The sequence below is a fragment of the Ruegeria sp. CDSC054 genome (assembly GCF_059610645.1).
The window spans coordinates 1-24,244 of sequence record NZ_JBXWOA010000012.1 but is presented as its reverse complement, the minus strand read 5'-3'; the positions used below and the strand labels follow the sequence as shown (position 1 = coordinate 24,244).

Annotated in this window: 31 protein-coding genes; 15 read left to right on the top strand and 16 right to left on the bottom strand. The window is 54.2% G+C overall.

Annotated elements, in window-relative coordinates:
- Positions 1 to 155: 155 nt before the first annotated feature.
- The 9 genes from AC2FGC_RS18800 to ureG all read left to right on the top strand — a co-directional run bounded on the left by AC2FGC_RS18800 (position 156) and on the right by ureG (position 5,618).
- A complete protein-coding gene (locus AC2FGC_RS18800; RefSeq protein WP_496783127.1) occupies positions 156 to 971 on the top strand; it encodes an urease accessory protein UreD in 816 nt (271 codons plus the stop codon).
- 1 nt (position 972) lies between these two features.
- Positions 973 to 1,275 (top strand): urease subunit gamma, encoded by a 303-nt coding sequence (locus tag AC2FGC_RS18795; RefSeq protein WP_496725658.1) that lies wholly within the window; start codon positions 973 to 975, stop codon positions 1,273 to 1,275.
- A gap of 18 nt (positions 1,276 to 1,293) precedes the next feature.
- Positions 1,294 to 1,455 (top strand): hypothetical protein, encoded by a 162-nt coding sequence (locus tag AC2FGC_RS18790; RefSeq protein ID WP_496725659.1) that lies wholly within the window; start codon positions 1,294 to 1,296, stop codon positions 1,453 to 1,455.
- Positions 1,452 to 1,784, top strand: a complete 333-nt coding sequence (locus tag AC2FGC_RS18785) for an urease subunit beta (RefSeq protein WP_496725660.1) — start codon at positions 1,452 to 1,454, stop codon at positions 1,782 to 1,784. Before AC2FGC_RS18790 ends, AC2FGC_RS18785 begins: the two co-directional genes overlap by 4 nt.
- Entirely contained in the window at positions 1,759 to 3,519 is a 1,761-nt protein-coding gene (ureC, locus tag AC2FGC_RS18780; RefSeq protein WP_496725661.1) for an urease subunit alpha, read from the top strand. The genes AC2FGC_RS18785 and ureC overlap by 26 nt, the downstream gene beginning before the upstream one ends.
- 130 nt (positions 3,520 to 3,649) lie before the next feature.
- Positions 3,650 to 3,871 carry a DUF1127 domain-containing protein gene (locus AC2FGC_RS18775; protein WP_170519457.1) on the top strand — a complete coding sequence of 74 codons (222 nt, stop codon included), beginning with the start codon at positions 3,650 to 3,652 and terminating at the stop codon, positions 3,869 to 3,871.
- A gap of 31 nt (positions 3,872 to 3,902) precedes the next feature.
- Positions 3,903 to 4,355, top strand: coding sequence for an urease accessory protein UreE (locus tag AC2FGC_RS18770; RefSeq protein ID WP_496725662.1), 453 nt, complete (start codon positions 3,903 to 3,905; stop codon positions 4,353 to 4,355).
- Positions 4,339 to 4,992 (top strand): urease accessory protein UreF, encoded by a 654-nt coding sequence (locus AC2FGC_RS18765; protein ID WP_496725663.1) that lies wholly within the window; start codon positions 4,339 to 4,341, stop codon positions 4,990 to 4,992. Before AC2FGC_RS18770 ends, AC2FGC_RS18765 begins: the two co-directional genes overlap by 17 nt.
- Positions 4,989 to 5,618 carry an urease accessory protein UreG gene (gene ureG / locus AC2FGC_RS18760; protein WP_170519465.1) on the top strand — a complete coding sequence of 210 codons (630 nt, stop codon included), beginning with the start codon at positions 4,989 to 4,991 and terminating at the stop codon, positions 5,616 to 5,618. Before AC2FGC_RS18765 ends, ureG begins: the two co-directional genes overlap by 4 nt.
- Before the next feature lie 525 nt (positions 5,619 to 6,143).
- Here ureG and AC2FGC_RS18755 read toward each other — a convergent pair.
- The 5 genes from AC2FGC_RS18755 to AC2FGC_RS18735 all read right to left on the bottom strand — a co-directional run bounded on the left by AC2FGC_RS18755 (position 6,144) and on the right by AC2FGC_RS18735 (position 9,169).
- Complete coding sequence (locus AC2FGC_RS18755) at positions 6,144 to 6,581, bottom strand: c-type cytochrome (protein WP_496725664.1); 438 nt, start codon at positions 6,579 to 6,581, stop codon at positions 6,144 to 6,146.
- An 8-nt stretch (positions 6,582 to 6,589) separates the two neighbouring features.
- Positions 6,590 to 7,456 (bottom strand): CopD family protein, encoded by an 867-nt coding sequence (locus tag AC2FGC_RS18750; RefSeq protein WP_496725665.1) that lies wholly within the window; start codon positions 7,454 to 7,456, stop codon positions 6,590 to 6,592.
- 2 nt (positions 7,457 to 7,458) lie between these two features.
- Entirely contained in the window at positions 7,459 to 7,800 is a 342-nt protein-coding gene (locus AC2FGC_RS18745) for a copper resistance CopC family protein (RefSeq protein WP_496725666.1), read from the bottom strand.
- A gap of 11 nt (positions 7,801 to 7,811) precedes the next feature.
- Positions 7,812 to 8,243 carry a c-type cytochrome gene (locus AC2FGC_RS18740; RefSeq protein ID WP_496725667.1) on the bottom strand — a complete coding sequence of 144 codons (432 nt, stop codon included), beginning with the start codon at positions 8,241 to 8,243 and terminating at the stop codon, positions 7,812 to 7,814.
- 536 nt (positions 8,244 to 8,779) lie between these two features.
- Positions 8,780 to 9,169: a MerR family transcriptional regulator gene (locus AC2FGC_RS18735; RefSeq protein WP_496725668.1), complete on the bottom strand. Its 390-nt coding sequence runs from the start codon at positions 9,167 to 9,169 to the stop codon at positions 8,780 to 8,782.
- A 95-nt stretch (positions 9,170 to 9,264) separates the two neighbouring features.
- On the opposite strand from AC2FGC_RS18735, the gene AC2FGC_RS18730 reads away from it, so the two are divergent.
- Both AC2FGC_RS18730 and AC2FGC_RS18725 read left to right on the top strand, forming a co-directional pair.
- Positions 9,265 to 9,588, top strand: a complete 324-nt coding sequence (locus AC2FGC_RS18730; RefSeq protein ID WP_496725669.1) for a hypothetical protein — start codon at positions 9,265 to 9,267, stop codon at positions 9,586 to 9,588.
- Between the two features lie 4 nt (positions 9,589 to 9,592).
- Complete coding sequence (locus AC2FGC_RS18725) at positions 9,593 to 9,811, top strand: GDCCVxC domain-containing (seleno)protein (protein ID WP_496783125.1); 219 nt, start codon at positions 9,593 to 9,595, stop codon at positions 9,809 to 9,811.
- A gap of 423 nt (positions 9,812 to 10,234) precedes the next feature.
- Here AC2FGC_RS18725 and AC2FGC_RS18720 read toward each other — a convergent pair whose 3' ends face one another.
- The 11 genes from AC2FGC_RS18720 to AC2FGC_RS18670 form a co-directional block, all read right to left on the bottom strand.
- Positions 10,235 to 10,450 (bottom strand): hypothetical protein, encoded by a 216-nt coding sequence (locus AC2FGC_RS18720; RefSeq protein ID WP_496725671.1) that lies wholly within the window; start codon positions 10,448 to 10,450, stop codon positions 10,235 to 10,237.
- A 1,447-nt stretch (positions 10,451 to 11,897) separates the two neighbouring features.
- A complete protein-coding gene (locus AC2FGC_RS18715) occupies positions 11,898 to 13,025 on the bottom strand; it encodes a cytochrome-c peroxidase (protein ID WP_496725766.1) in 1,128 nt (375 codons plus the stop codon).
- On the bottom strand, positions 13,022 to 13,327 hold the full coding sequence (locus AC2FGC_RS18710) for a hypothetical protein (RefSeq protein ID WP_496783123.1): 306 nt from the start codon (positions 13,325 to 13,327) through the stop codon (positions 13,022 to 13,024). Before AC2FGC_RS18710 ends, AC2FGC_RS18715 begins: the two co-directional genes overlap by 4 nt.
- Before the next feature lie 68 nt (positions 13,328 to 13,395).
- On the bottom strand, positions 13,396 to 14,202 hold the full coding sequence (locus tag AC2FGC_RS18705; protein ID WP_496725673.1) for an amidohydrolase family protein: 807 nt from the start codon (positions 14,200 to 14,202) through the stop codon (positions 13,396 to 13,398).
- A gap of 21 nt (positions 14,203 to 14,223) precedes the next feature.
- Positions 14,224 to 15,090 (bottom strand): dioxygenase family protein, encoded by an 867-nt coding sequence (locus AC2FGC_RS18700; protein WP_496783121.1) that lies wholly within the window; start codon positions 15,088 to 15,090, stop codon positions 14,224 to 14,226.
- A 10-nt stretch (positions 15,091 to 15,100) separates the two neighbouring features.
- The gene (locus AC2FGC_RS18695) at positions 15,101 to 16,405 is read right to left on the bottom strand and encodes a TRAP transporter large permease (protein ID WP_496725675.1); all 1,305 of its coding nucleotides are present in this window, start codon (positions 16,403 to 16,405) and stop codon (positions 15,101 to 15,103) included.
- Positions 16,402 to 16,953 (bottom strand): TRAP transporter small permease subunit, encoded by a 552-nt coding sequence (locus tag AC2FGC_RS18690; RefSeq protein ID WP_496725676.1) that lies wholly within the window; start codon positions 16,951 to 16,953, stop codon positions 16,402 to 16,404. The genes AC2FGC_RS18695 and AC2FGC_RS18690 overlap by 4 nt, the downstream gene beginning before the upstream one ends.
- A 30-nt stretch (positions 16,954 to 16,983) precedes the next feature.
- Positions 16,984 to 18,057 (bottom strand): C4-dicarboxylate TRAP transporter substrate-binding protein, encoded by a 1,074-nt coding sequence (locus tag AC2FGC_RS18685; protein ID WP_496725677.1) that lies wholly within the window; start codon positions 18,055 to 18,057, stop codon positions 16,984 to 16,986.
- Positions 18,058 to 18,086: 29 nt separating this feature from the next.
- Complete coding sequence (locus AC2FGC_RS18680; protein ID WP_496725767.1) at positions 18,087 to 18,542, bottom strand: OsmC family protein; 456 nt, start codon at positions 18,540 to 18,542, stop codon at positions 18,087 to 18,089.
- 18 nt (positions 18,543 to 18,560) lie between these two features.
- Positions 18,561 to 19,226 (bottom strand): malonic semialdehyde reductase, encoded by a 666-nt coding sequence (locus AC2FGC_RS18675; RefSeq protein ID WP_496725678.1) that lies wholly within the window; start codon positions 19,224 to 19,226, stop codon positions 18,561 to 18,563.
- Entirely contained in the window at positions 19,223 to 20,107 is an 885-nt protein-coding gene (locus AC2FGC_RS18670; RefSeq protein ID WP_496725679.1) for a fumarylacetoacetate hydrolase family protein, read from the bottom strand. Before AC2FGC_RS18670 ends, AC2FGC_RS18675 begins: the two co-directional genes overlap by 4 nt.
- Before the next feature lie 84 nt (positions 20,108 to 20,191).
- On the opposite strand from AC2FGC_RS18670, the gene AC2FGC_RS18665 reads away from it, so the two are divergent.
- From AC2FGC_RS18665 to AC2FGC_RS18650, 4 genes are read left to right on the top strand one after another with little or no spacing between them, the layout of a single operon-like run.
- On the top strand, positions 20,192 to 20,578 hold the full coding sequence (locus AC2FGC_RS18665; RefSeq protein ID WP_496725680.1) for a YciI family protein: 387 nt from the start codon (positions 20,192 to 20,194) through the stop codon (positions 20,576 to 20,578).
- Positions 20,579 to 20,629: 51 nt separating this feature from the next.
- Positions 20,630 to 21,286, top strand: coding sequence for a GntR family transcriptional regulator (locus AC2FGC_RS18660; protein ID WP_496725681.1), 657 nt, complete (start codon positions 20,630 to 20,632; stop codon positions 21,284 to 21,286).
- Between the two features lies 1 nt (position 21,287).
- The gene (locus AC2FGC_RS18655; protein ID WP_496783118.1) at positions 21,288 to 22,586 is read left to right on the top strand and encodes a malonyl-CoA decarboxylase; all 1,299 of its coding nucleotides are present in this window, start codon (positions 21,288 to 21,290) and stop codon (positions 22,584 to 22,586) included.
- Positions 22,583 to 24,106 carry a malonate--CoA ligase gene (locus AC2FGC_RS18650; RefSeq protein ID WP_496783117.1) on the top strand — a complete coding sequence of 508 codons (1,524 nt, stop codon included), beginning with the start codon at positions 22,583 to 22,585 and terminating at the stop codon, positions 24,104 to 24,106. The genes AC2FGC_RS18655 and AC2FGC_RS18650 overlap by 4 nt, the downstream gene beginning before the upstream one ends.
- Positions 24,107 to 24,244: the final 138 nt, after the last annotated feature.

Sequence of the window (24,244 nt, the reverse complement as noted above, 5' to 3'; positions counted from 1 at the left end):
CATCCAAGACCGGGGTCGCTGTCTAAAATTTAGACGCGCGATGTCGAAATAAGCAGATTTCGACACTGTAGATTAGTGTTCCGCCCCTTCAACAGAGAAACAGGTGCCACCAAACCAAGCTCTATAGGTGCCTTATTACCCAAGTTACAGCCATATTGCCCACGCACAGTGCTGTTCCACCGCGTGCTGCAGGTGCCGTCAGCCTGAGCACTAAGAAACTGGGCAAAAAGACGGTGCTGGACACGCTTCGCCAGTCCGGGTCATTTAAATGCCTGTTTCCCAGAACCACGACGTCTGATCTTGATACGGTTCTTCTGAACACGGCAGGTGGAGTGACCGGAGGGGATACATTCCGGTTTTCCGGCAAGGCCGCAGAAGGCACCGCGCTGACTTTGACAACGCAAGCCTGCGAGAGGGCCTACAAGGCTCAACCCGAAGAATGTGGCCAGATTACCAATCATCTGACAGTTGAGGCCGGAGCCCGGCTGAACTGGTTGCCGCAAGAGACTATTCTGTTCAATGGCAGTGCTTTGGACCGCCGCCTCAGGATCGATATGGCGCCGGATGCCGAGATGCTGATGGTAGAGCCGCTGGTCTTCGGTCGCGCGGCCATGGGCGAGACGCTGACCGACATCCGCTTGCGCGATCAGATAGAGATTCGACACGCAGGGGCGCTGGCGTTTCTGGATACGATACGGTTCTCGGGGAATTGGCACTCTCACCTTTCGAAGCCAAATGTTGCAGATGGCGCGGGTGCGATGGCGCTGATCGTCTTTGCGTCGAAAGCGGCCGGAACTCGACTGGATTCCATTCGCAAAATGCTACCCGATACTGCCGGCGCAACCTTGATCCAACAGGACCTGCTGGTCGCCCGTATTCTGGCCGACAACAGCTTGGCTCTTCGCCGCACATTGATGCCGATTTTGCGCCGGTTGAACAAAGACACATTACCCCGATGCTGGATGCTCTGACATGAACCTGACACCTCGTGAAAAAGACAAACTTCTGGTCGCCATGGCCGCCGAGGTCGCCCGAAAGCGGCTGGACCGCGGCGTCAAACTGAACCACCCCGAGGCTATCGCCCTGATCACCGACGCCGTGGTCGAGGGCGCGCGAGATGGCCATTCGGTTGCCGACATGATGCAGGCCGGGGCTGAAGTGATCACCCGCGGCCAATGTATGGAAGGCGTGCCCGAGATGATCCACGAGGTGCAGATCGAAGCCACCTTCCCGGATGGCACCAAGCTTGTGACTGTCCATAACCCTATTCGCTAAACCTCAGAGGAGTTCCCAATGTATCGCATGCTGTTTCCCGCCCTTATTCTGGCTGGCCCTGCCATGGCCCATTCGGATACCCATGTTCACTCCCATGGCAGTGATTATGCCCTGCTCGCAGCTGGGCTGGCATTGATCGCGGTCATCGCTGTCACAGTGATTATGAAACTGCCAAAATGATCCCCGGTGAGATCATACCCGCCGAGGGTTCACTGACGCTCAATGCCGGACGCAGCAGTCGTCTTGTTGTTGTCGCCAACACCGGTGATCGACCCGTTCAGGTCGGCAGCCATTACCATTTCGCCGAAGCGAACTCCGCCTTGGATTTCGATCGCTATGCAGCTTTAGGGATGCGATTAGACATCCCAGCAGGTACTGCCGTGCGATTTGAGCCGGGTCAGACTCGCGAGGTTATGCTGGTGCCCTACGACGGGCGCCGCCACATCTACGGTTTCAATATGCATATCATGGGGGCTCTGAAAAATGCCGGGCAAAATCAGTCGGAGTGACTACGCCTCTATGTTTGGCCCCACGGTCGGCGACAAAGTACGATTGGCGGATACCGATCTGATTATTGAGGTCGAGAAAGACCTGATCGTTGAGCGTGCAACAGCCGCGCGTTTTAGCGAAACCGGACACCGCGAAGACGTCTATGGCGAGGAGGTCAAGTTCGGTGGCGGCAAAGTCATTCGTGATGGAATGGGGCAATCTCAGTTCACGCGCGCCGAAGGGGCGGTGGATACGGTGATCACCAACGCGCTGATCCTCGATCATTCCTGCATCTACAAAGCGGATGTGGGGTTGAAAGACGGGCGTATCGCCAAGATCGGCAAGGCCGGAAACCCGGATACGCAGCCCGGTGTGGGCATCATTATCGGTCCTGGCACCGAGATCATTGCGGGCGAAGGTCGCATTCTGACCGCAGGCGGGTTCGATAGCCACATCCATTTCATCTGCCCACAACAGATCGAAGACGCGCTGCATTCCGGCCTGACCACTATGCTGGGCGGCGGCACCGGTCCGGCGCATGGGACGCTGGCGACCACCTGCACCCCCGGCCCCTGGCATATCGGACGGATGTTGCAGGCGGCAGATGCCTTTCCCATGAATCTGGCCTTTGCAGGCAAGGGCAACGCCTCATTGCCCGCAGCGCTTGAGGAACAGGTCCGTGCTGGGGCCTGCGCCCTAAAACTGCATGAAGATTGGGGCACGACCCCTGCCGCTATCGACTGCTGCCTATCGGTGGCTGATGCGATGGATGTGCAAGTGATGATCCACACCGACACGCTTAACGAATCTGGATTTGTCGAAAACACCGTGGCCGCCATGAAAGGCCGCACGATCCACGCCTTCCACACCGAAGGCGCTGGCGGAGGCCATGCCCCGGACATCATCAAGATCTGCGGCCAGGACCATGTCCTACCCTCCTCTACCAACCCGACGCGGCCCTTTACGGTAAACACGGTCGAGGAACACCTCGACATGCTGATGGTCTGCCATCACCTCGACAAATCCATCCCCGAGGACGTGGCCTTTGCCGAAAGCCGCATTCGGCGTGAGACCATTGCGGCCGAGGATATCCTGCACGACATGGGTGCTTTCTCGATCATCGCGTCCGACAGTCAGGCCATGGGCCGCGTCGGAGAGGTGCTGATCCGCACGTGGCAAACCGCAGACAAGATGAAGAAACAGCGCGGGCGCCTGCCCGAGGAAACCGGTGAGAACGACAACTTTCGCGTCCGCCGCTATATTGCGAAATACACCATCAACCCGGCCATTGCACATGGCCTGAGCCACGAGATTGGTAGTATCGAGGAAGGCAAACGCGCCGACCTCGTCCTTTGGAACCCGGCCTTTTTCGGCGTTAAGCCCGAGATGGTTCTGCTGGGCGGCACCATAGCCTGCGCGCAGATGGGCGACCCCAACGCGTCGATCCCTACACCGCAGCCGGTTTATAGTCGCCCAATGTTTGGCGCTTACGGACGATCGGTGGAAAACTCGGCGATCACATTTGTCTCGCAGGCGGCCCATGTGGATGGGATCGGTGATACACTGGGATTGGCAAAGCAAACCGTCGCCGTCCAAAACACACGAGAAATTGGCAAGCAGGATCTTCTGCTGAACAACGCGACACCGCATATCGATGTTGACCCGGAAACCTATGAGGTGCGCGCGGATGGCGAATTGCTAACCTGTCAGCCTGCCGAAGTTCTACCGATGGCACAGCGATACTTTATGTTCTGATTAAAATTTACGCTGCATTGCAGCAAACGCATCCCGGGCATGACCAATCGCCTACTACTAAGCGAGTGAAAGATGACAGATATTAGAACGGAAGGGAGGACCAACGTCTCGCAATTTTACGAGGGTCCCAATGGCACACACAGAAAATCAACAGCATTCCGGTTTTTCCGTATTCGGTCTGTTCTCGGCGATTGGTTCGTCGATCTATTCGGCTCTTGCTCGATTGGCAGAAGCACGATCGCGCACCGATCAAATCCAGTTCCTGCAATCGCTGAGCGACGAAGAACTGCGCAAACGCGGCCTGTCACGCGACCGGATCGTACAACACGTTTTCGCGGGTTCTATCTGGTAATAGCTACCCGTTCCACAGAGGGGGCGCTGGCATGACCATCCTCCTTTGTACAGCACGGCGGTATTCTGATCATCTACACGGCGAGCCTGCAGATGCCCTGTCGCTGACCTATGAAGACCGTTTTTTGCGGCGCAAGGTTCTGACCTGCGAAAGTGGCGAACAGATTCTCATCGACCTGGCACAAACGACTTCGTTGAACCACGGCGGCGCGTTGGTTCTGGACGATGGTCGCGAAGTGGAAATACAGGCTGCGCCCGAAGCGTTGCTGGAGGTAAAAGCCCCGGATCTGACGCGCATCGCGTGGCATATCGGCAATCGCCACACGCCTTGCCAGATCGAAAAGGCTCGCCTGTTGATCCAGGTCGATCACGTAATCCGAGACATGCTTCTTAAAATCGGGGCTACCGCGCGAGAAGTGCACGAGCCGTTCACCCCCGAAGGCGGCGCCTATGGCCACGGCAGGACACATGGCCACACCCACTGACGCCGACATCCTGACGCTGACACAATGGTTGTCCCCTGCCTATCCTGTGGGGGGGTTTGCCTACTCTCACGGACTTGAATCCGCGATTGACTGGGGAACCGTCGCGAATTCCCAGGATACCGAAGCCTGGATTTCAGATGTGCTAGAATATGGCTCTGGTTGGAATGATGCTCTGTTCGTTGTGGCGGCCTTCAATGCGCTGGACAAAGATGAACTGATCAACGTCGATGTCACGGCGCGGGCCTTTTGCGCGACATCCGAAAGGCTCATGGAAACCGAGTTGCTGGGACAGGCCTTCGGAAATGTCACCAAAGGTGTCTGGGAATTGGACCTTGGGCACTTCACCTACCCCGTCTCGATTGGACTGGCTGCAAGACTACAAAACCTTCCCTTGCTGCTGACGACCAAGATGTTTCTGCAAGCATTCGCAAGCAACCTTGTCGCCTGTGCCACGCGCCTTGTGCCACTTGGACAGACCGATGCTCAGAGGTTGATCCGCCAACTGACACCGCTGTGTGCCCAGATTGCTGAAAATGCAAAAAAGGCGAGTCTGGACGAGTTAAGCTCTACTGCGTTCTTGGGGGACATTGCGGCCATGAAACACGAAACACAATATTCGAGGATTTTCCGCACATGACCAGTATAAACGGCCCTCTTCGCGTAGGTATTGGAGGCCCGGTAGGAGCCGGAAAAACTACTTTAACCGCCGCCTTATCTGAAGCGCTGCGCGATGTCTGTTCGGTGGGTGTTATTACCAACGACATATATACGCAGGAAGATGCCGAAGCGCTGATGCGCATGCAGGTCCTGCCGCGGGACAGGATCATCGGCGTCGAAACTGGCGGTTGCCCGCATACAGCAATTCGCGAAGACGCCTCGATCAATTTGGCCGCCGTCGCCGAGATGCAGACACGTCATCCGGATCTCGACATTGTTTTGATTGAAAGTGGAGGCGACAATCTATCAGCCACATTCAGCCCGGAACTGGCGGATCTGACCATCTACGTGATCGATGTCGCCGCAGGCGAGGAAATCCCCAGGAAAGGCGGACCGGCGATTACGAAATCGGACATCCTTGTAATCAACAAGACCGACCTTGCGCCGCATGTTGGCGCTTCGCTGGAGGTTATGGAACGTGATGCGCAAAGAATGCGTAAAGGACGGCCCTTCTTGTTCTCGTCACTTCGTCACAGAAGCGGGGTCGACACAATTGTGGATCTGCTTGTGAAAGGGGGAGGTTTAGAGGTTTCGAAAGCGAGTTAGCCCCCGAGACGAAGAGGCCAAGTTATCGATGCTCAAAGCTGATTGGACAAACCGAAAGCACGATCATCATGTTGGCATTTGTCTGGATGTAATATTTTGTTTTTGTCTGCAGGCTAACTGCAAACGAAATTCACCACGGCATTTTGACAAAATTTGTTAAGAAAAACCTTTTCCTTGACCCGCTTGTTGCGTATCCCAGCTATCAGTAACCAGCGCATCGAATGGCAAGTTTTCGCAACCATCGGGTGACTTGCCGCGCTGTAACAAACCGCGAACGTCGTTGAAGCGGTGTTATGTGAAGCAATCTCTGGTTGAGTGATGGCCGTTCAGTGGAACAAGTTCTAAAGACTGCCTCGCGGGACAAAGCACCAATTCGCTGCGCTAGCGCCAAGGTCGGCAATCAAGGGCGCGCCTAGTGTTTTGGGCGCGCTCAGTTCTTCGACCTAATCCTGCCGGACTATGGCTCTGTAGTCGCCGCGCAATTGAAGTGTCACCGCACCGACCATGTGGCGAAGGTTGTCATCCTTAGTCATGCGGTGGGTTGCGGCTCGCTTGAATTTCCTGAACGCGCTCGGGCCAAGTGGACCTTATGTAGGCGAGAATGTCCCAAATATCGTTATTGGTGAGGGTATCACCAAATCCAGGCATGCCACTTGCAAAGCCGTCGACGCCACGCGCGGCTAACGCCTCCTCGCCACCCAACAGTGTGTATTCGAATAGAAGCTGGTTGTCGTGGTGCCAGGTATGCCCGGTCTCGTCATGAGGCGGCGCAGGCAGAATGCCGTTGTCGTCAGGCGTCCGCCAATCCGGCTGTCCTTCGAGATTGACGCCATGACATGACGCGCATTGTTCAGCGTATAGTGCCTGCCCACTGGTCAAATCCCGGTCTTCCATTTCGTGACCAGCACTTACACTCGTTGCGCAGCTGAAAATTGTGACGATCAAAAAGTCTCGCCTGCTCATGGGATACCTCAATTCGGTAGAGTCAAAACGCTGGTGAGCGTCGCGGTTGCTGCAAGGACCACCAGAATGATTGCGGCTTCGATTTCAATGGAGCGTACCAAGTGGCGGGCGGCATTATCATCCCCGGACTGCATGGCCGGAACGAAGCGGAGCTTGTTTGCGGCTGCCAACGTCAGGACCACGCCCACAAGTGCAAGTTTGATCAGCAGGGTTTGCCCGTAACCTGTTGTCGTTATCGCCCACATATCGCCAAGCAACATCCAAGCCATCAGCAGTCCCGCCAAAATCAATACAGGAACAATAATCGAAGCCGCCTGCCCAAACCGATGCCCCAACATGGCCGCGTTGTTCAGATATTCTGGCCGTTGGGACAGGGCGCGCAACGGCCCAAGGATACCGATCCAAAACGCAACTCCCAGAAGGTGCAGGAGCAATAGCAATCGGAAGCCAGTTTTCTCCAACGCGGGGACATGCCCGACCTGAGCAAATGACCAAAGCGCGAACAATCCGCCTGCAAGTGCGACCCATTGGCCGACTAGGGGTATAAATATCCCGAAGATTATCAGAACCGCCCCGACAACCCGATAGATCAGAACGTCTCCAACCGGGGTTTGCCACAACAGACCGAGCATTTCTGGATCGGTCATACCATCAGCTCCGCCCGTAAGAGCTGCACCGCGCAGCATGAACCCAAGGACAGAGCCCGCAAGCGCAAGCCCCGCCAGCAGCGCAACCTGCACACGCGTCTTATCGCTCAGAGGTGACACCAAGTCGGCAAAAACGGCCCGAATGATCAACAGACCAGTCGCACCACCAATACCGACATAGAGCATCAGCTTGGACAGTATAGCGCCTATTCCCCATACATCGAGCATGGTCAGTCCACTGTGAATGTGAACTCGCCCTGCATGGCGTGCCCGTCTGCACCCAAGCCCCGCCATTCAATGCGATAGGTGCCTTCACCCATGCTTTGAAGCGGGAGCGCGAACGCGCGTCCAAAACTTGTCTGGTCTCCCAGGTCGAGCGTAACGGTGTGAGCTTCCTGATGGATCATGTTGACCTTTGTCAGGCGAATATCATCCGCGAATTTGAAACTGATCTCAGAGGGCACTACGGCAACTGTCGCGCCGTTTTCGGGTGTGGTGGTGTCCACGCTCGAATGGGCAAAAGCGTTTGTGGCAAGCATGGAAATCAATGCAAATGTGGTGAGCTTCTTCATTAAGAGGTTCCTCAATTTATTCCATTAGCGCGCTGGATTTCGCGGATGTAGTCGATGACCATAGCCACATCGCCACGAGTCAAGCCTTCAACCGGAGGCATGTCGCCAAACTGCCAGTGGTGGCTTCTAACGCCCATTGCCACCGCGCGTTGGAAGGACTCGTCCGCATGATGGCTGGGTTCGTAAATAACATGGATCAGCGGCGGACCAGCGCTGTCAACGCCGACCGCGTTGCTGCCGTGGCATGCGGCGCAGGCGTTGTCGAATATTCGCTTTCCGATGGCGGCATTTCCTTCGATAAGCGGCATCTGAATTGCTACCATTGCATCGCCTTCGGTAGCTGCCGACTGCGCGGCTTCCTCAACTGGCGCGGGGCGTAGAGTGATATAGATAGCGACGGCTACTAAGGCGCATGCGCCGATCAGGAGATATTTTTGGTTCATGTACTGGTCCTAACCTTGTGTAACAAAGTGGTGCCGCAAACAATTCGCAGCACACCGGAACGTGTTCAGTGCCGTGAACAGCGTCGGGAGTCTGTTTTAAGTGTTAGGTGGCCTGTCCGGGTTGTCCGGTTCATTGAGCGTCGAGAAGTTTGTTGCCTGTAGTGCCAACACGACCGCTGCTTGGTTAGGTTTGGTTTCGAATGCCTGCGTCGTGAGCGCGAGAACGTTACACAGGAATGGGTTGCATCCTTCATGCGCCGAGCTGCCCGGTTCATGCTGTCTGTCTTCGCTAGGAGCGACCAGCCCGTGGTTAGCGTGTTGCACCTCAACACTTGTCGCCATATGATCAATACAATGCCCGCCAACGCACTCATTGGCTAGCACATGCGCGACGTTCCCAAGCCCCATTACAAGGATCAGAAAAACCGTAAGAAGTGTCGTGGTTATTGGCCGAAGGTACTTCACGTGGCGAAGCTACCCCGGATTCTGACCGAACACAACGCGCGGGCCAAAGGGGCGCAATACCCAACGTCCGGCTACAGTGTACGCAATTGAGAAAGCATAGGGCATGAAACATTCCCGCTGTCGCAATTGGCTGTGAGTTCAGTCAACGCCGCTTCCAAACGCTCAAGTTCCTTTATCTTTTCGCGCACATTGAAAACGTGGTGCTCAGCCAATTCCTTAACGGATTGGCAGTCTTCGCTATCGCCTTCGGATAATTCCAGGAGTGTCCTCGCATCGGCAAGCGGAAAGCCCAAGTCACGGCATTTCTTTAGAAACCGAAGCCGTCCAATGTCGTGCGTAGAGTACATCCGCCGGTTATTTGAAGCGCGTTCCGGTTTAGGCACGATCCCTTCGCGTTCGTAGTAGCGGATCGTTTCAATGCCGACACCGCTTTGACGGGATGCTTCCCCAATCGCAAACATGTGAGATGTTCCGTCTTGATCCTGTAGTCACTACAGAGGTTATACCAGTAATCGCCGCTTAGACAATTCCGCACAAAAAGGCGTCAGGAACAAAAATGCAGAAATACCTTAGCCTCAGTTACATAGGATCTCTGTCCGCGCTTGGCGTCGCGACCTGCTGCGTAATGCCCATGACAATGATGCTTCTAGGACTGGGCGGCAGCTGGTTAGCGATCTTTGGGAAGATAGCAGCAGCAAGCTTTTATGTTCTGGCGATTTCGACCACTCTTGTCGCGGTGTCTTGGCTGGTTTGTTATCAGCGCGGGTCATTGCCAAAGTTGAAATGGTGGCTTTGGGGAACGACCGCGATGACCGGATTGGCTTGGGTTGTCGTGTTCTATGAGGCTCGAATCAACGATTTCCTGATTACGCAGATGTGAGACAATGATGGAACAAACTGTTGTGCTTGAAAGCACACTGACTTGCCCAAACTGTGGGCACAGTGAAACCGAAAAAATGCCTACGGATGCCTGTCAGTGGTTCTATGAATGCAAGTCATGCAAAACAGTCTTGAAGCCGTTGGAAGGCGACTGTTGCGTCTACTGTTCCTATGCCAACGTGCCCTGTCCACCAATTCAGTCGGGTAATGGCTGCTGCGAATAGTGTGAAGGATTCCGGTGTTGCTCACTTGGTGAACTTGCCACCGGAGGATTTCGACAATTTGCCCAACCGTTGCTCCGGTCTGTGATCTTGGGAAACGGCCCTCTGACTTCGTTTGGCGTGCTTCTCGCGACACTACGTCACGCGGCTTCGGCGGGTCCCACGGACACAACAGTGGTCATCGTTTCGGGCGCAGAAATTCAGCACCTCCCCGAATTATTAGAATTGGCCGAAAGTTGAACTTTGCAAGGTCAGCTTACTGCGCATTGTCGCCATTCAAGCCCGGCGTACCACTGGTCACTTTGGGCTCTGAATAGTCGTTCTCTGTAGCAGGTTTAAGTGGGTGGCTTGGAACCCATTACCGCCTTTGGTCACCTTTTGATGTCTCGCCGGTGCAGCAAGTTACAAACCACACATAGCCCACACCTAAATGATTGCCTGCTTCGCCGGTGTAGTTATTGGAAAAAGTACATAGCCATAAGCATTGGCTCGCAAGTCCATCCTAAAGTAGTCAATGCCTTCGCCAAGCGCGTTCATAACTCTTGAATATGTTGGTGCCTCTACCCGTGGCCCGAAAATAACGCCTGTCAGCTTCATACCTGGCACTTGGTAATATCCCGGCACCCCCAAAAATGATGCCATTCGGAATTCTTCCTCATAGACCCAGTCATAGCTTTTTGATGTGGCTGCAATTTTTATTTTTTCGTAGGCAAGGTTTTCTATCTTGGAGCGTTGTTCACTTTCTGTAAGTCCGCTCTAGCTCATCGCCACACGCGTTTGGACGAAAAAGTCAATTGACGAAAACTCAGGGGGCTCTTCTTTCCAGTACTGCAAAGGAAAGAAGGGCGGCCCTTCAACACCAGCCGTTGGATTTGCAGTGAACTGCAAGCAAATTCCTTTGAAGGCGTCTGCATAGTGCCCCCACATCAGTGTATTCTGCCACCCTTTACTAAAGGATGCGACTACAGCTTGCTGTCTAACTGTCTCGTGAAACAGGGGGCTTTGGATATTACAGATATTGAAGTCCTGCTCTGAAATAGTCTCCGGCAAAAGCTCAAAATCCGGAAACTGTTTTGCCAGCAGATCGCGCTATTCACGGTGCCTAGACGTGAACTCATCGTAAGTACCTACCCGGTGACTAACGCATCCCTCAAATGGATCATTTTGAGTATCCAGGAAATTCAACCAAACCCTGTTATCCCGAAGTTGCTCAAGCTCTTCATCAAAGTGCTTGGAAGTTGTTCCGCGATACCTAAACAACTTTTCTGGAAACCAACCGTTCATCATTCTGTCCGATCTATACACGCTAGCGGCGATCCTTAACGATGCCTTGCCACAAAATTGATAAAAAATACTTGCGCTCGTACACAGGGCTGACAGTGGTGTCACAAAACGAGAAAAGCAACTTAGGAAACTCAATAAGCATCCAACTTTGCAACGACCGACATGTGCGCGTAGCTGCCATTTGAAGCGAACCATGCCGCAAAGGCAGCGAACGGCAGCTTTGTGGCCATTACTTATTGCAGTTCGATAGAATGGCACAACTGCAAATGGCCGCAGGCTTTCTTCCTCACCGATTTCCATTTTTGAGCCGGCGGGATTTGGACAAGCCAAACGCCTTTCACCGACAGGGTGAGGGCGCGGCCGTCTTCCTCCCGCGTTCGCCCCGTTGCAGATTCCTAGTAACAGGCGGCTTCGCCGTCTGGTCTGCAAATCAACCCTAATTTCCGAAAGGGAAGTCGGATCAAACCAAACTGTCTGCGAGAGTATGAAATGCGGGCGGCGTGTTGGTTGATGACGCAAAGGTCAAACTCTACTGATGTCCAACGTTGGGGGTGCCTTCCGATGTCGAACATTCATCCCGACTCTGATCCAACTGTGACGGTTGGGTCAGGTTCGTGTGACGTTCAACAGATGTGGAACGTCACTGATACTTGACTCAATCGAAATCCAAAACCTCAACAAATCGGCCGATCACGTCATCCATTTCTGACCCAGAGCGAGCAGAACCCCCTCATCGGCACTGCTAACGATAGTCTCCGAACCAGCTTGCCAAATAGCCCATTCACGAGCGTTAAACACAAACGCTTTAGTAAGGCGCCTTGGACAGCGTCATCAAAAACGCAACTAAGTCTGCAATCTCTTGCTCAGACAAATTCAATTGCGAGAGAATGGCTTCACCGTCGGCGTGCAGCCTTTCCGTATTGATTTTGCTGTAATGCCGGATCACTGCGTTCAGATCACTTAGGCTGCCGTCATGCATGTACGGTGCGGTTTCGGCCGCTCCGCGCAGGCTGGGCGTGCGGAAGGTTCCAAAATCAGCGTGGCTTCGACGTACATTTCGAACCGCCCAAGCACCTTGCTTATCCGGATCGTCATTCCAGTCGCCGTCCAGAGTATAGGGGCTTGAGAGTAAAAAGTTCAGTCCACCGAACCGCCCTTCGTCGACCTCGGTTTCATTCAGAAAATATGGTACGCCAGCGTCATGGAACTCGTTATTGGAAAATCTCGGACCATTGTGGCACAACACACAGTTTCCACGCCCTATGAACAACTGAAGACCTCGCTGTGCAGCTTCGGGGTAGCTCGCAGCCGCTGCTGAATCTTGGTTCTCCAATGCATCACGGAATTCATCAAACTGTGTCCAGTCCGTAGCCAAAGTTTCCAAGTAGGCGGATAGAGTTTTGGCAATGTTCACCAGCACAAGCTCTGAATCTTGAACCTGTATGTCGCCAAATATGGCTTCAAATTCATCAATGTAGGTACTTTCTGAGATAGCGGTTTTTAGGCTATCGGCACTGTGGGCCATCTCTTGTTCTTCGATGATCGGATGCAGGCTGGCTGTCCAAAGGTTATCGCTTTTGCCACCCCACCCATACCAGCGGAGTCCGGCCAGGTTCCGCAGCGATGGAGTGTTTCGATCTAACAGTACACGGCCGAGCGCCCGGGCCTCTGGCGTTGTAAATGCCTGTTCAGGATCATGACAACTTGCGCAAGAAATTGCATCGTCGACGGACAACACCGGATCGTTGAACAAGGCCTCTCCAAGCGCGATCGCTCCGGCATTGTTCGAAACCCTATTGCTTGGGTCCGACTGGAAGGATGGTGGCCAAGGCCCAAAGGAAAGCGTTTGTTCAATTTCGTCTGCAGACAACAAGACCTCTGCACGCACTGCACCTGTCAGGGCTATTAGCGCAGCTGTAAACCACAGCTTCATTTCAGCGTAATTTCTGACGAGTAGAAAATTGATTGGCCATTGATGTCGACATCGACCTGCAGCTCCCACAAACCCGGCATGTGAAACAGCATATCATCAACACGGAACGCTCCGCCGCCCAATGCGGTAACTTTGGGGGTATAGTTCATACCGTGTCGATGAGCGGGCATGATTGCATCAACACGCATTTGACCCACGGCAGTTTCACTACAAATAGAAACCAGTACTGAAAACGGTTGAGCCAACGGAATTTCATCGACGAACAGATAAACCTCGGGTGCGTTTTGAACTTCCGAATTCATACGGTGCCCAGTTACATCACAAGCAAAAGCCGTGCTGGACCAAATCAGAAACCAGACAGCGCAGCGGATCATTCTGATGCCAACAAACGTTCTGCGTTGGCATAGGCGATGTTGTCCGCAATCTGGTCCGGCAGCAAATCCAACCATTCACGCGAAAAATCTGCGTGGGGGCCGACATAGTACCAACGTTCCGGCGCAAATGTATCCGTACCGACCATAAACCGATCGGGATGGGCTTCGAACGCAGCCTTCCAATTCGGGTCGACACTGCCTCGTGAGACCATGTCCGAACGAAATGCCAAATCGGCCCAAAGCCTGGGATAGGTGTCCAGCGCGTCAACAACACTCGCCGGATCATCAAAGCCAGAATGGGCCCACAGTACCCGAGCTTCAGGCCAGGTTTCGAAGATCAAGTCAACTGCCTCTCGATCGCCGTGGTGGTGTAGAATGAGGTTCCGCTCTTTCGCCAGTGCAATCATGCGCTGGATGACCGGCGTATTAATGTCATCTCCGTACGCGTGAAATTCGCCGATGGCTTCGTAGTCGTTCTTGGCCAGATTTGCTTCTAAATAGTCGATTACAGTTTCATCGTGCATCCAGGTGTTGATTTCACCGCGGCGACGGTAAGGGCGCAGTGCAGGAACAACGATATCTGGTGCTGCGGCCAACAATAGTTGAGTGCCATTGTCATCCGAGCTGGAGACCAGGGCTTTACGGACGCCCGCGTCCCGAAGGATTTTGGCCACCTGTTCGGGAGGAACCAGTTTGACGGCATCGTGGCTGTAATGAATATGCGCGTCAAAGATCGGGCGCTCTTCTGCGATGGCGGTACTGCAAAACAGCGCGGCACCTAAAATGAAGATATGTTTCAGCACCTCAAGCCTCCTCAATATCGTTCAGGATCTGGCAAGCTTCACATCGAATTTCACGTGCAAGAAAGGTTCAGTGATCTTACCAGAAAGCTCCATGCCATCCGGAAATTCCGAAACTGGCCTTTCGGCATAGGTCATCACCAGATCATCCCGAACACCAAAGACCGTATCTTGATCCAAATAAGGATCGTCGTCGGGGAAAATCTCAGTCACCAAAGATCGATAACCAGGAGCTTTGACGATATAGTGCAGGTGCGAAGGTCGCCAGGGATGGCGGCCGCAGGCGCGCAGGATGTCTCCGACAGGCCCGTCTGACGGTACCGTGTATTCAACTGGCTTGACGGTCGTGAATGCATACTTACCGTCGTCACCCGTGGTCATCAGGCCGTGAAAAGAAAAGGTGTCCTGTTCTTCGTCCTGACTTGCATACATTCCATTCGGTGCGGTTTGCCAGATATCCAGTTCTGCACCGGAAATCGGATTGCCATCGGTATCCCGGATCACGCCTTCAGAAAGCAGCACAGGTCCACCGTAGTGGCGCTTCATATCCCCGCCGAATGGCAGAGGCGGCGCGCCAGAGACATGAAAAGGGCCAAGCACTGATGAACTTGTTGCATCAGAACTAGAATGCAACATGTCCACCAATGACGAAAGGCCCAGCACATCCGAGGCGAGCACGAATTCATGCCTGTCCTCGGTTTCCACCGCAGCGCAGCCCTCCAGAAATGCAATCCCGGCGCGCCATTCGTCATGTGTCAGGTTGGTTTCCCGCGCGAAATCGTGGAGGTGTTTGACCAGAGACCCGATGATTTCTCGCATCCGCGGATCGGTGTCCTTGGACAGGTATCCCATGAACACGTCGGTGATATTGTCTTTGGTGACAGAGCGCATCTGGGCCTCCTTAAATCAGGGCAAGGCTGAGGATCGGGAACTCGATCAGAATAAACAGAACGATCAGCATCACGAACGCAAAGGGAAGCGCGCCCATGAACACGTCTTTGAGTGATATCCGGTCATCATTGATCGTCGATTTGATGACGAAGCAAGATATGCCCAAAGGCGGGGTCAATAGTCCGATTTCGGCTCCGACTACGGTGACGATCCCGAACCAGATCAACGACATGTCCAGCGCTTCGGCCATGGGCAGGAACAGCGGGACGACGATCAGAATGATGGACGCCGTATCGAGCAAAGTTCCCAGAAAAAGCATCAAGAGGACGTAGAGCAGCATGATCGACCAAAAGGACGCTGAATTCCCCGCAAGTAAGTCCTGCAACTGATTGGGCAACCCGGCCAGTCCCAGCATGCGGCTGTAAATCGAAGCTGCAGTAATCAAGAACAAGATCGCCGCTGTAATGTGACCGGTTTCCAGCAACGCGTCCCAGAACGCTCGTGGTGTCATGGACTTGCGCACGACTGCGATCACGAGCGCAACCAGTGCCCCGGCGGCACCCGCCTCGACAGCGGTTAGCCATCCTGTGTAAATGCCACCAAGCACTACCGTGATAATGAACAATGTGGGCAGGGTCTTGGATGCGATCTCGCGTCCGGACATCCATTCGGTGTCTTCGACGACCCGACCGCCCACAAATGCAGGTGTGAAGCGGCCCATCAACCAGATCGCGCCCACATAAGCTATCGCCAGCATGATACCGGGTATTACTCCCGCCAGAAACATGTCCCCTACGGACTGTTCGGCGACAAAGGAATAGATGATCAGCATCGCGGAGGGTGGAATAATCATCCCCAAAACCGACGACCCGGCCACAACCCCAACTGCAAAACGTGGATTATATGCCTGCGCCATCATCTGCGGGACCGAGACCTTGGTGAACACGGATGCGGACGCAATGGACGACCCGGTAACGGCCGCAAACACGGCATTTGCTCCGACGGTCGCCATTCCGATACCGCCTTTGACCTTGCGAAATCGCATGGTCATGACCTCGTAAATATCCCTGCCTAGTCCCGCTTTTGAAACGATGAGCCCCATAAAGGTAAACAGCGGGATCGTCGCGAAACTGTATTCCATCGCGCTGTCGCCCACCGCAACCTTCAGCAGGTTGAGCGCAAGTGTGAAGTTGTCCCGCATCAGCCAGATCGACACGAAGGAGACTACGCCCAAAGCAATCGGAATGTAGACGCCCGCGTAAATCAAAAAGACGATGGCAACGACCGAAATCAGGCCAATCTCAATCGGCGTCATTTTGCAGCCTCGTCATGTTCAGGGGTTCGGACAAGCTGCGGGCGGTCCTGCGCCGTGACGACCTTAAGCAGGAAGATCACGCAGGCAAGCGCAGTCCCGCACGCGATGACCAGTTTGACCGGCCACCATGGTAATGTGAAAAGACCGGGTACTCCGAAGTAGTCCTGTGTCTCCCACATATGAAGAAATTCTGGGAAGGTCACATACGCAATCAAAGCCATAAAGATTGCCGATATGGCGTTGATGATGCGCCTCAGGCTGGCTGTCAGACCCGGGCGACGATGGTGCAGCAGATTCAGGAACCCGTCTGAGCGCGTCAGCCGATCCACTCTGACGACGTCGGCCAACTGTAGAAAGACGATCATCACGACCGAAAACTGCACCACCTCATAAGTGCCACGCAAAGGGGCTGAAAACAGGCCACGTGCAATAACGTCGACATTCAGAACAACCACCAACGCAAGGACGACAAGCGTACCCAAGGCGTTGGCGGCAATTGCGAGCGAATTGGCGACCCGCGACAGGCCAGCAACTGCGGTCTTCAGCATGAAAGGCCCCTTTCGTGGATCGCCAGACAGTTATTCAGCCGTCCAATCACGTACACCGATGAATCCGGCGTCCTGAAGCTTGCCAAGGTAGGCGGCCAGCATCTCTGTGCCCTGCTCGCCATTGTCGTTCAGCGTCGCAGCCCATTCCTGCGCGACATTCGGCATGGCGTTTGCCCAAGCGGCACGGTCTTCGTCCGAAACCTCAACAATTGTTCCACCCGCTTCAACATACGCATCCCGCGAAGCAGCGGCGCGGTCCATCGCGATGCCGGCGACATGGTCACGGTAGTCGATGGCGACGGCCTTCAACACGTCTTTGACTTCGTCCGGGAGGCTAGCCCAGTAGTCGGCATTGACGGTGATGGTCTTGGAATTCACTGCTCCCAGATCAGCCTTGAGCATGTAAGGTGCCACTTCCGCGATCTTAAACGTCTTTGCGGCTTCGGGCCAAAGCATGCCGCAATCGACGAGGCCGGTTTGAAGCATGTTGTAGAAATCGGTTAGCCCCCCGCGTACACCGGCGGCATCCTTGATCCCTTCAAGATAACGCAGGTTCAGGCCTGCTCCCGCGATTTTGCGGCCCTCAAGATCGGCAACCGAAGAAACAGGTTCCGTGCAGAAAATTTGATAGGTGTCGAGCACAACGCCTGTGGCAAGGTAAACTTGGTTCTGTGCAGCAAACTCGTTCTGCATCGCAGGATATTCGCGCGCGATTTCATCCACTGCCTTGGCCACGGCACGGGAGTCCGATGCCACGAAGGGTGTCGATCCGGATATGCCCTGGCTGGGCAGCTTAGAAGAATGAAAAATGGTTGTGACGATACCTATGTCGCCAAGGCCAAGCTGAATCCCTTCCAAAACGCCTTTCGGCTTAACGATTGAACCGCCGTAGTTCTCTTGCCAGTTCATTTTATAGTTGCCGGACTCGCCCAGCCGTTTGTCCACTTCTGGAATGAAGTAGTTGGTGAATTCTTTCACCCACAACGCGCGGTCGGGATAGCCGTCAATTACGACGGCAGAGATGGTCTCCTCTGCCGCGAGAGGCATCGCCATGACGCTTGCCAGAGCAGCGCCCACTAGGCTGCGTTTGGTCCAGTTTTTCATTTCTCTCCTCCCAGAAAGTTGGGTCTTTTTTATTTTTTTGCTTTGACCCAGTTGACGGTCAGGTCCGTGCCTGCCGCTTCAAACAGTTTTGCGATGGCGCAATACTTGGCTGTCTCCTCGCCCACGCGTGTCAGCTCCTCCTGACTGGCGGGCGTCTCACAATTCACGGTGAGTTCGATTTCCGGAAACGGAACATCGATCTCCTCCTCCATCAGCACACCACGCCGGTCCAACCTGCATTTCGCGTCGATTGTCACCGTGCCGAGTTCAACTCCCAACCGATGTGCGTTCTTGTGCCCGATGACATTTGTACAGGCGATCAGGGCTGCCATTGCGGTTTCGGTCGGAGACGGACCAAGATTTGTCCCGCCGCGTTCGACGGGTTCATCGACAACAACATCAAGATCGCGAATTGGTATTTCAGTCCGCGCATGAGTCGGGCACTGAGCTGTCGTGCGGTAAGTCACGACGGGTTTCACTTTCATAGCCACAGCGTCACTTCCTCAGGCATAAGAGCAAACCTTTTCGAATGGAAAACGTGGAAGCTTCTGGAACAATCCGGTCTCGTCCGCGTAGCCCAGATTGCAAAGAAAATTGGACTTGAGCGTCGTGCCCGCGAAGAACTCCTCATCGACGATCTTGTTCGAAAAACCTGACATGGCGCCGACGTCCAACCCGACCGCCCGGGCCGCAATCATGAAGTAAGCGCCCTGAAGCGTGCCATTTCGAAAGGCCGTGTCTGCCACGTAGTCGGGCTTGCTTTTGAACAATGACCGACGATCTTCGTGCGGGAAAAGAAAGGGCAGTTCCTTCCAGAAGTCCATGTCATAGGCAATGATCGCCGTGACCGGAGCATCCATCATTTTTGGCACATTCTTCGGCTTTAAAGACTTTGCAAGCCGCTCTTTCCCTTCGGGACTTTTCACGAAAACGAAGCGCGCGGGCAACGTATTCATGCTGGTCGCGCCGTTGATCGTAATGTCGTAGATCTCTTCAAGTATGTCGTCAGAAACAGGCTTGTTGGTCCACGCGTAGTGCGATCTGGATTCGCGCAGGATCAAGGCAATCGCGTCATCCGACAAACGTGGAATGCGATCGCGCAGATCGCGATGATCCTGCTGCGCCTTGGCGCGAAGTGCCTCCAGCTCTGCCCCGGTTGGTGCGCTCATTCTGCGGCCACCTTTGACTTGGAGTCCTTTTCGTCGATAACCGGGCTGGCGCAGATTCCAATGCCTTCAATTTCAACCTCGACGGTTTCACCCGGCTTCAACCAACGGGGATTGGGCTTTTTGGCGTGACCGACACCCGGTGGTGTGCCCAACGCAATCAGGTCTCCGGGTTCCAGAGTGGTGTATTCCGAAATCGTCGCAATGACCTGACGAACGCCCCAGATCATGTTGGCCGTGTTCGAGCTTTGTAGGATTTCATCGCCCACGCGGCTTTCGATCTTCAGACCGGAAGCCCCTTCGGGCAGTTCGTCCGGCGTTACGGTGAAAGGACCGATCGCTCCCGTATCATCGAAGTTCTTGCCCGGCGTCCATTGAACGGTTTTGCGCTGATAATCCCGCAGCGACCCGTCGTTGAACACGGTGTAGCCAAAGACATAATCCAGTGCGTCCTCTTCCGAGATATGCCGACCTCTTTTTCCAACGATCAGCATAAGCTCGGCTTCGTAGTCTAGCTTCTCAGAACAGGTAGGCCGCACCATGGGCTGCCCCGCCGCCATGATCGAGTTTTTCCCACGCATGAAAAGCGTCGGATACTCCGGAATATCATATCCGCCTTCCTTGATGTGGTCCGTGTAGTTCAAACCCATGCAAATGATCGTGCCGGGCGCGACCACCGGCAATGCTGGCTTGATAGACGACACAGGCACACTGTCTGCAGCGGCGATTTGGTCAGACAGTGAGTCGGCCAGCTCAGGCTTGGCTATCAAACCCATCAAATCCGAACCGACAGCAGGGTCCAAAGCCGTTAGATTCACTGCGTTTTCGCCGTTTACAGCAAAAACCGCTGTGCCTTCCGAAGTCTCTCCCACCAGGTATTTCATTTTCACCATCCATGTCAGTTCGCTTGATTTTTGCCGACTATTTTGCCATATGTCAAATAATATCGATATTTTTGGAGACGGCAAATGGTTGCTTGGCCAGACTACAAATCAGAAGCAAAAAGCCGCGGTGCGCTTGCTTTGGAGCTTTACGTCGCGCTGAGCACGCCAGCCAAAGCGCCCGAAAATGTAAAGGCGTCACTGCCAGATCACTTGGCGTATCAGGCGCAGTTGGAACGTTCGGGGCAACTAGCTTTTGCAGGCCCCATGTCGGATGAAACCGGCGAGCATATGCAAGGAATGGGCCTGATCATCTATCGCGCTGACAGTCTTGAAGCCGCGCGGAAGCTGGCGGAAGACGATCCTATGCACAAAAGCGGGGCGCGTAGCTTTGTACTTCGGCGCTGGTTGATCAACGAAGGCTCGCTGAACCTTTCAGTTGGTCTATCGACTGGAACGAGTGCCTTCAGTTAAGTGCACTCACGAGTATTTGCCGAGAAATAGGAACAGTCGGATATGGACGCCATGCTTGATACTGAGGGCAAAGAGACATCAGCCACTCATGGAGCGTATCGAAGGCTGCGCGAAATGATCCTGACCGGAGAATTACCTCCGGGTCAAAAACTCAAGATCGAACAGCTTCGCGGGCTTTTGGATACTGGCGCTAGTCCGGTTCGTGAAGCGCTTAGCCTTTTGACTTCAGACATGTTGGTCGAGCGGATTGATCAGCGCGGATTTCGGGCAGCGCCAGTTAGCAAGTGTAACTTTGAGGAAATCCTTCTGCTTCGATGCAACCTTGAAGAAACCGCGTTGCGCGCGTCCATCACCAATGCGGATGCGGCCTGGGAAGATCGGCTTGTCTTGCGTCACCACCATATGAAAAAGGCCGGCCAAAAAGGGGCGCGAGACTTTGAGGACGCTCACAAGGCGTTTCATATGGCCTTGTTGGACAATTCGAAACTGCCGTTGCTGCTGCGGTATTGCTCGCAGCTTTATGACCTGAACATTCGCTACCGATATCTGGCGGCCGGCGGGTCGAGCTACAAAAAGCGGGACATCGCCGCCGAACATCAGCAAATCCTGGACGCCGCATTAAATCACGACGCAGACAGCGCAACTCGGCACTTGATCGATCACTACCGCCGAACAGGTGAGTACCTTAGCAGCCAGATGGAGCCCTGAAATGCAGCGGAATTGGTTTCTGGGTGATCTACTAAACCAATTGCTGGACCGTCCCGACAAAAGGCGTGGCAAGGACGACAAACGGTCCATTGCCGAACTATGTGAGGCGCTTTTATCTGCCGAAGGTGAAGTTTCAGGTTTCACGCTAGCGTCTACTATCCTTGAGCGCTACCACACCCTGAATGACGCGGAGAAACTAAACTTTTTTGTCTATTTAAATGACCAACTTGAGTTGGACGCAAATCAGCTTTCGGAAGCAGCCCGCCTCTACGCCAGTGACCGCAGTGTCAACCTTTATCAAAGACTTAGTGAAGTATCAGAACCAAGGCGACAAGAGTTGTTGCGACGGCTGAACCAGCCGTCTGGTGCGACGCAGGAACTTGTGGCCATGCGCGTTGATCTGCTGCGCTTTCTCAAATCCAAACCGGAACTCAAGCGAACGGATATCGATTTCGTCCATTTATTGCGCAGCTGGTTCAACCGGGGCTTTCTGGTTCTCAAACAAATCAGCTGGGACACCCCTGCCCGCGTTCTGGATAAGATCGTCGCCTATGAAGCGGTGCACCAGATCAACGATCTGGACGATTTGCGGCGAAGACTCTACCCGCCAGACCGTCGTTGTTTTGCGTTCTTCCATCCTTCGATGCCAGATGAGCCACTGATATTTGTCGAGGTCGCTCTGACCGTTGAAATCCCGGATGCAATAGATACGCTTCTATCCGAAGCACGAGAACCGATCGAAGCCGAGCAGGCAAAGGTCGCGGCGTTCTATTCCATTTCAAACTGCCAAAAGGGTTTGGCGGGCATCAGCTTTGGGAATCTATTGATAAAGCAGGTTGTGACCGAGCTTTCGCGAGAGCTTCGCGGGCTTGATACCTTTGTGACATTGTCGCCGATACCGGGGCTAAACCGGTGGCTGGCTGGTGAAACAGACCACCCAGAACACGGGCATGCCGCCGAGGCCGTGCTTGCGGAAACAGCAGCACCGCAGGACACGCGCGCGATGGCTGCCCGATACTTGATGTTCGCCAAGCGCGAAGATGGGATGCCACTGGACCCTGTGGCCCGCTTTCATCTGGGCAATGGCGCCGAGCTTCATGAAGTGCATGCCGAAGCCGATCCCTCGCCGAACGGACGCGCCCAGTCCGGAGGTGCGATGGTCAACTACCTTTACGATTTAAACAAAACAGAACGTTATCACGAAGAATTCGCGACACGTTCCACGATCCAAGCCTCGCGTTCAATTCGCGCGGTTTCAACTGCGACGCTTGCGGTAAAGCCTAGGGAAAATACAGCGTGACTAATACACTTTACGACAGTTTGTTTGCCCGCCACGAGGGCAACATGGCTCCATTCCTGCAACTCGATAATGGCCAGGTAGTCTCTTATGACGCGTTTCTGCAGCGCACCGCCCAGATCGCGCATGTCTTGCAGAACAGCGGAGTTTCCCCCGGCGATCGCATCGTTGTGCAAGCGCCCAAGCTAGCCGACACGATTGCGCTCTATGCCGCTTCGGTTCAGGCAGGTGCTGTCTACCTGCCCCTTAACACTGCCTATACCATGGCAGAGTTGGACTATTTCATCTCTGACGCACAACCTGCGTTAATCGTTTGCGACAGCAACGACAAAGTTGAATTCGAACAATTGGCGACCCGGTCTGGTGCAAAACTGCTGACCTTGGGTGGCGAAAATCCAAGCCTGAGCCGCGAAGCGGACGCACAGCCTTGTGTATTCGAAACCGTGGATCGCGCGCCGGACGACCTCGCGGCGCTTCTTTACACATCAGGTACCACGGGCCGGTCCAAGGGCGCGATGCTCAGCCACCGAAACCTGCTTTCCAATGCCCAAGCCCTTGTGGATTTGTGGGGTATCACCGGCTCTGATCGCTTGATTCACGCGTTGCCCATCTTTCACACGCACGGGCTTTTCGTGGCGATGAACACATCACTACTCGCCGGTTCCAAAGTGCGGCTGATGGAAAAATTCGACACTGGTATGATCTTGGAGGAATTGCCCCACTCGACCCTTCTAATGGGAGTCCCCACTTTCTACACCAAATTGCTTGCGGATGACGGTTTCACCAAAGAAGTCACAGAGAGCATGCGTTTATTCATTTCTGGTTCGGCCCCATTGCTAGCCGAGACCCACCTAGCGTTCGAAACGCGCACCGGCCACCGCATCCTTGAGCGCTATGGAATGACCGAGACGAACATGAACACCTCGAACCCCTATGACGGTGAGCGTCGCGCAGGAACTGTCGGCTTGGCGCTTCCCGGCACCGAGGTGATCGTTACCAATCCTGAAACTGGAGAACCGCTGCCCCGGGGCGAGGTTGGAATGATCGAAGTACGAGGGCCCAATGTGTTCCAAGGCTATTGGCAAATGCCCGAGAAAACCGCCGAAGAGCTACGGGAAAACGGGTTCTTCATCACCGGTGATCTGGGTCAATGCAGCGAGGATGGTTATCTGTCGATTGTTGGTCGGTCAAAAGACCTGATCATAACTGGTGGTTACAACGTCTACCCCAAAGAAATTGAAGACGTCTTGAACGACATCGACGGCATCCTGGAATCGGCAGTTTTTGGCATTCCCGACAACGAATTTGGAGAAGCAATTATTGCTGCTTTGGTTGCAGAGCCCGGTGCACAGCTTCAGGTGGAACAGATCGAGTCGATCATCAGAAACAAGCTTTCGCGATTCAAACATCCTCGCCGCTACGAACTCGTCCAAGAGTTGCCACGAAACACAATGGGAAAGGTTCAAAAGAACGTACTGCGCGATCAGCGCACAGAAAAGGAAACCGCGTCGGCAGGGTCCTAGCAGACCTGCCTTAAGCCTCAAACAAACCATGACCTTTTGATCTGAAAATACCCTACGGCTTGAACCGCCACCTCATCAGGAGATTGACCATGACTCGCATGACGGCAAAAGACTTCGACCAGGAACTTCTGGACCTGT

Excerpts from the sequence above, each read along its gene's own strand:
- AC2FGC_RS18795 (WP_496725658.1), top strand. The coding sequence starts at position 973 with ATGAACCTGACACCTCGTGAAAAAGACAAACTTCTGGTCGCCATGGCC.
- AC2FGC_RS18790 (WP_496725659.1), top strand. The coding sequence starts at position 1,294 with ATGTATCGCATGCTGTTTCCCGCCCTTATTCTGGCTGGCCCTGCCATG.
- AC2FGC_RS18785 (WP_496725660.1), top strand. The coding sequence starts at position 1,452 with ATGATCCCCGGTGAGATCATACCCGCCGAGGGTTCACTGACGCTCAAT.
- ureC (WP_496725661.1), top strand. The coding sequence starts at position 1,759 with ATGCCGGGCAAAATCAGTCGGAGTGACTACGCCTCTATGTTTGGCCCC.
- AC2FGC_RS18775 (WP_170519457.1), top strand. The coding sequence starts at position 3,650 with ATGGCACACACAGAAAATCAACAGCATTCCGGTTTTTCCGTATTCGGT.
- AC2FGC_RS18770 (WP_496725662.1), top strand. The coding sequence starts at position 3,903 with ATGACCATCCTCCTTTGTACAGCACGGCGGTATTCTGATCATCTACAC.
- AC2FGC_RS18765 (WP_496725663.1), top strand. The coding sequence starts at position 4,339 with ATGGCCACACCCACTGACGCCGACATCCTGACGCTGACACAATGGTTG.
- ureG (WP_170519465.1), top strand. The coding sequence starts at position 4,989 with ATGACCAGTATAAACGGCCCTCTTCGCGTAGGTATTGGAGGCCCGGTA.
- AC2FGC_RS18755 (WP_496725664.1), bottom strand. The coding sequence starts at position 6,581 with ATGAGCAGGCGAGACTTTTTGATCGTCACAATTTTCAGCTGCGCAACG.
- AC2FGC_RS18750 (WP_496725665.1), bottom strand. The coding sequence starts at position 7,456 with ATGCTCGATGTATGGGGAATAGGCGCTATACTGTCCAAGCTGATGCTC.
- AC2FGC_RS18745 (WP_496725666.1), bottom strand. The coding sequence starts at position 7,800 with ATGAAGAAGCTCACCACATTTGCATTGATTTCCATGCTTGCCACAAAC.
- AC2FGC_RS18740 (WP_496725667.1), bottom strand. The coding sequence starts at position 8,243 with ATGAACCAAAAATATCTCCTGATCGGCGCATGCGCCTTAGTAGCCGTC.
- AC2FGC_RS18735 (WP_496725668.1), bottom strand. The coding sequence starts at position 9,169 with ATGTTTGCGATTGGGGAAGCATCCCGTCAAAGCGGTGTCGGCATTGAA.
- AC2FGC_RS18730 (WP_496725669.1), top strand. The coding sequence starts at position 9,265 with ATGCAGAAATACCTTAGCCTCAGTTACATAGGATCTCTGTCCGCGCTT.
- AC2FGC_RS18725 (WP_496783125.1), top strand. The coding sequence starts at position 9,593 with ATGATGGAACAAACTGTTGTGCTTGAAAGCACACTGACTTGCCCAAAC.
- AC2FGC_RS18720 (WP_496725671.1), bottom strand. The coding sequence starts at position 10,450 with ATGGCATCATTTTTGGGGGTGCCGGGATATTACCAAGTGCCAGGTATG.
- AC2FGC_RS18715 (WP_496725766.1), bottom strand. The coding sequence starts at position 13,025 with ATGAAGCTGTGGTTTACAGCTGCGCTAATAGCCCTGACAGGTGCAGTG.
- AC2FGC_RS18710 (WP_496783123.1), bottom strand. The coding sequence starts at position 13,327 with ATGAATTCGGAAGTTCAAAACGCACCCGAGGTTTATCTGTTCGTCGAT.
- AC2FGC_RS18700 (WP_496783121.1), bottom strand. The coding sequence starts at position 15,090 with ATGCGCTCTGTCACCAAAGACAATATCACCGACGTGTTCATGGGATAC.
- AC2FGC_RS18695 (WP_496725675.1), bottom strand. The coding sequence starts at position 16,405 with ATGACGCCGATTGAGATTGGCCTGATTTCGGTCGTTGCCATCGTCTTT.
- AC2FGC_RS18690 (WP_496725676.1), bottom strand. The coding sequence starts at position 16,953 with ATGCTGAAGACCGCAGTTGCTGGCCTGTCGCGGGTCGCCAATTCGCTC.
- AC2FGC_RS18685 (WP_496725677.1), bottom strand. The coding sequence starts at position 18,057 with ATGAAAAACTGGACCAAACGCAGCCTAGTGGGCGCTGCTCTGGCAAGC.
- AC2FGC_RS18680 (WP_496725767.1), bottom strand. The coding sequence starts at position 18,542 with ATGAAAGTGAAACCCGTCGTGACTTACCGCACGACAGCTCAGTGCCCG.
- AC2FGC_RS18675 (WP_496725678.1), bottom strand. The coding sequence starts at position 19,226 with ATGAGCGCACCAACCGGGGCAGAGCTGGAGGCACTTCGCGCCAAGGCG.
- AC2FGC_RS18670 (WP_496725679.1), bottom strand. The coding sequence starts at position 20,107 with ATGAAATACCTGGTGGGAGAGACTTCGGAAGGCACAGCGGTTTTTGCT.
- AC2FGC_RS18665 (WP_496725680.1), top strand. The coding sequence starts at position 20,192 with ATGGTTGCTTGGCCAGACTACAAATCAGAAGCAAAAAGCCGCGGTGCG.
- AC2FGC_RS18660 (WP_496725681.1), top strand. The coding sequence starts at position 20,630 with ATGCTTGATACTGAGGGCAAAGAGACATCAGCCACTCATGGAGCGTAT.
- AC2FGC_RS18655 (WP_496783118.1), top strand. The coding sequence starts at position 21,288 with ATGCAGCGGAATTGGTTTCTGGGTGATCTACTAAACCAATTGCTGGAC.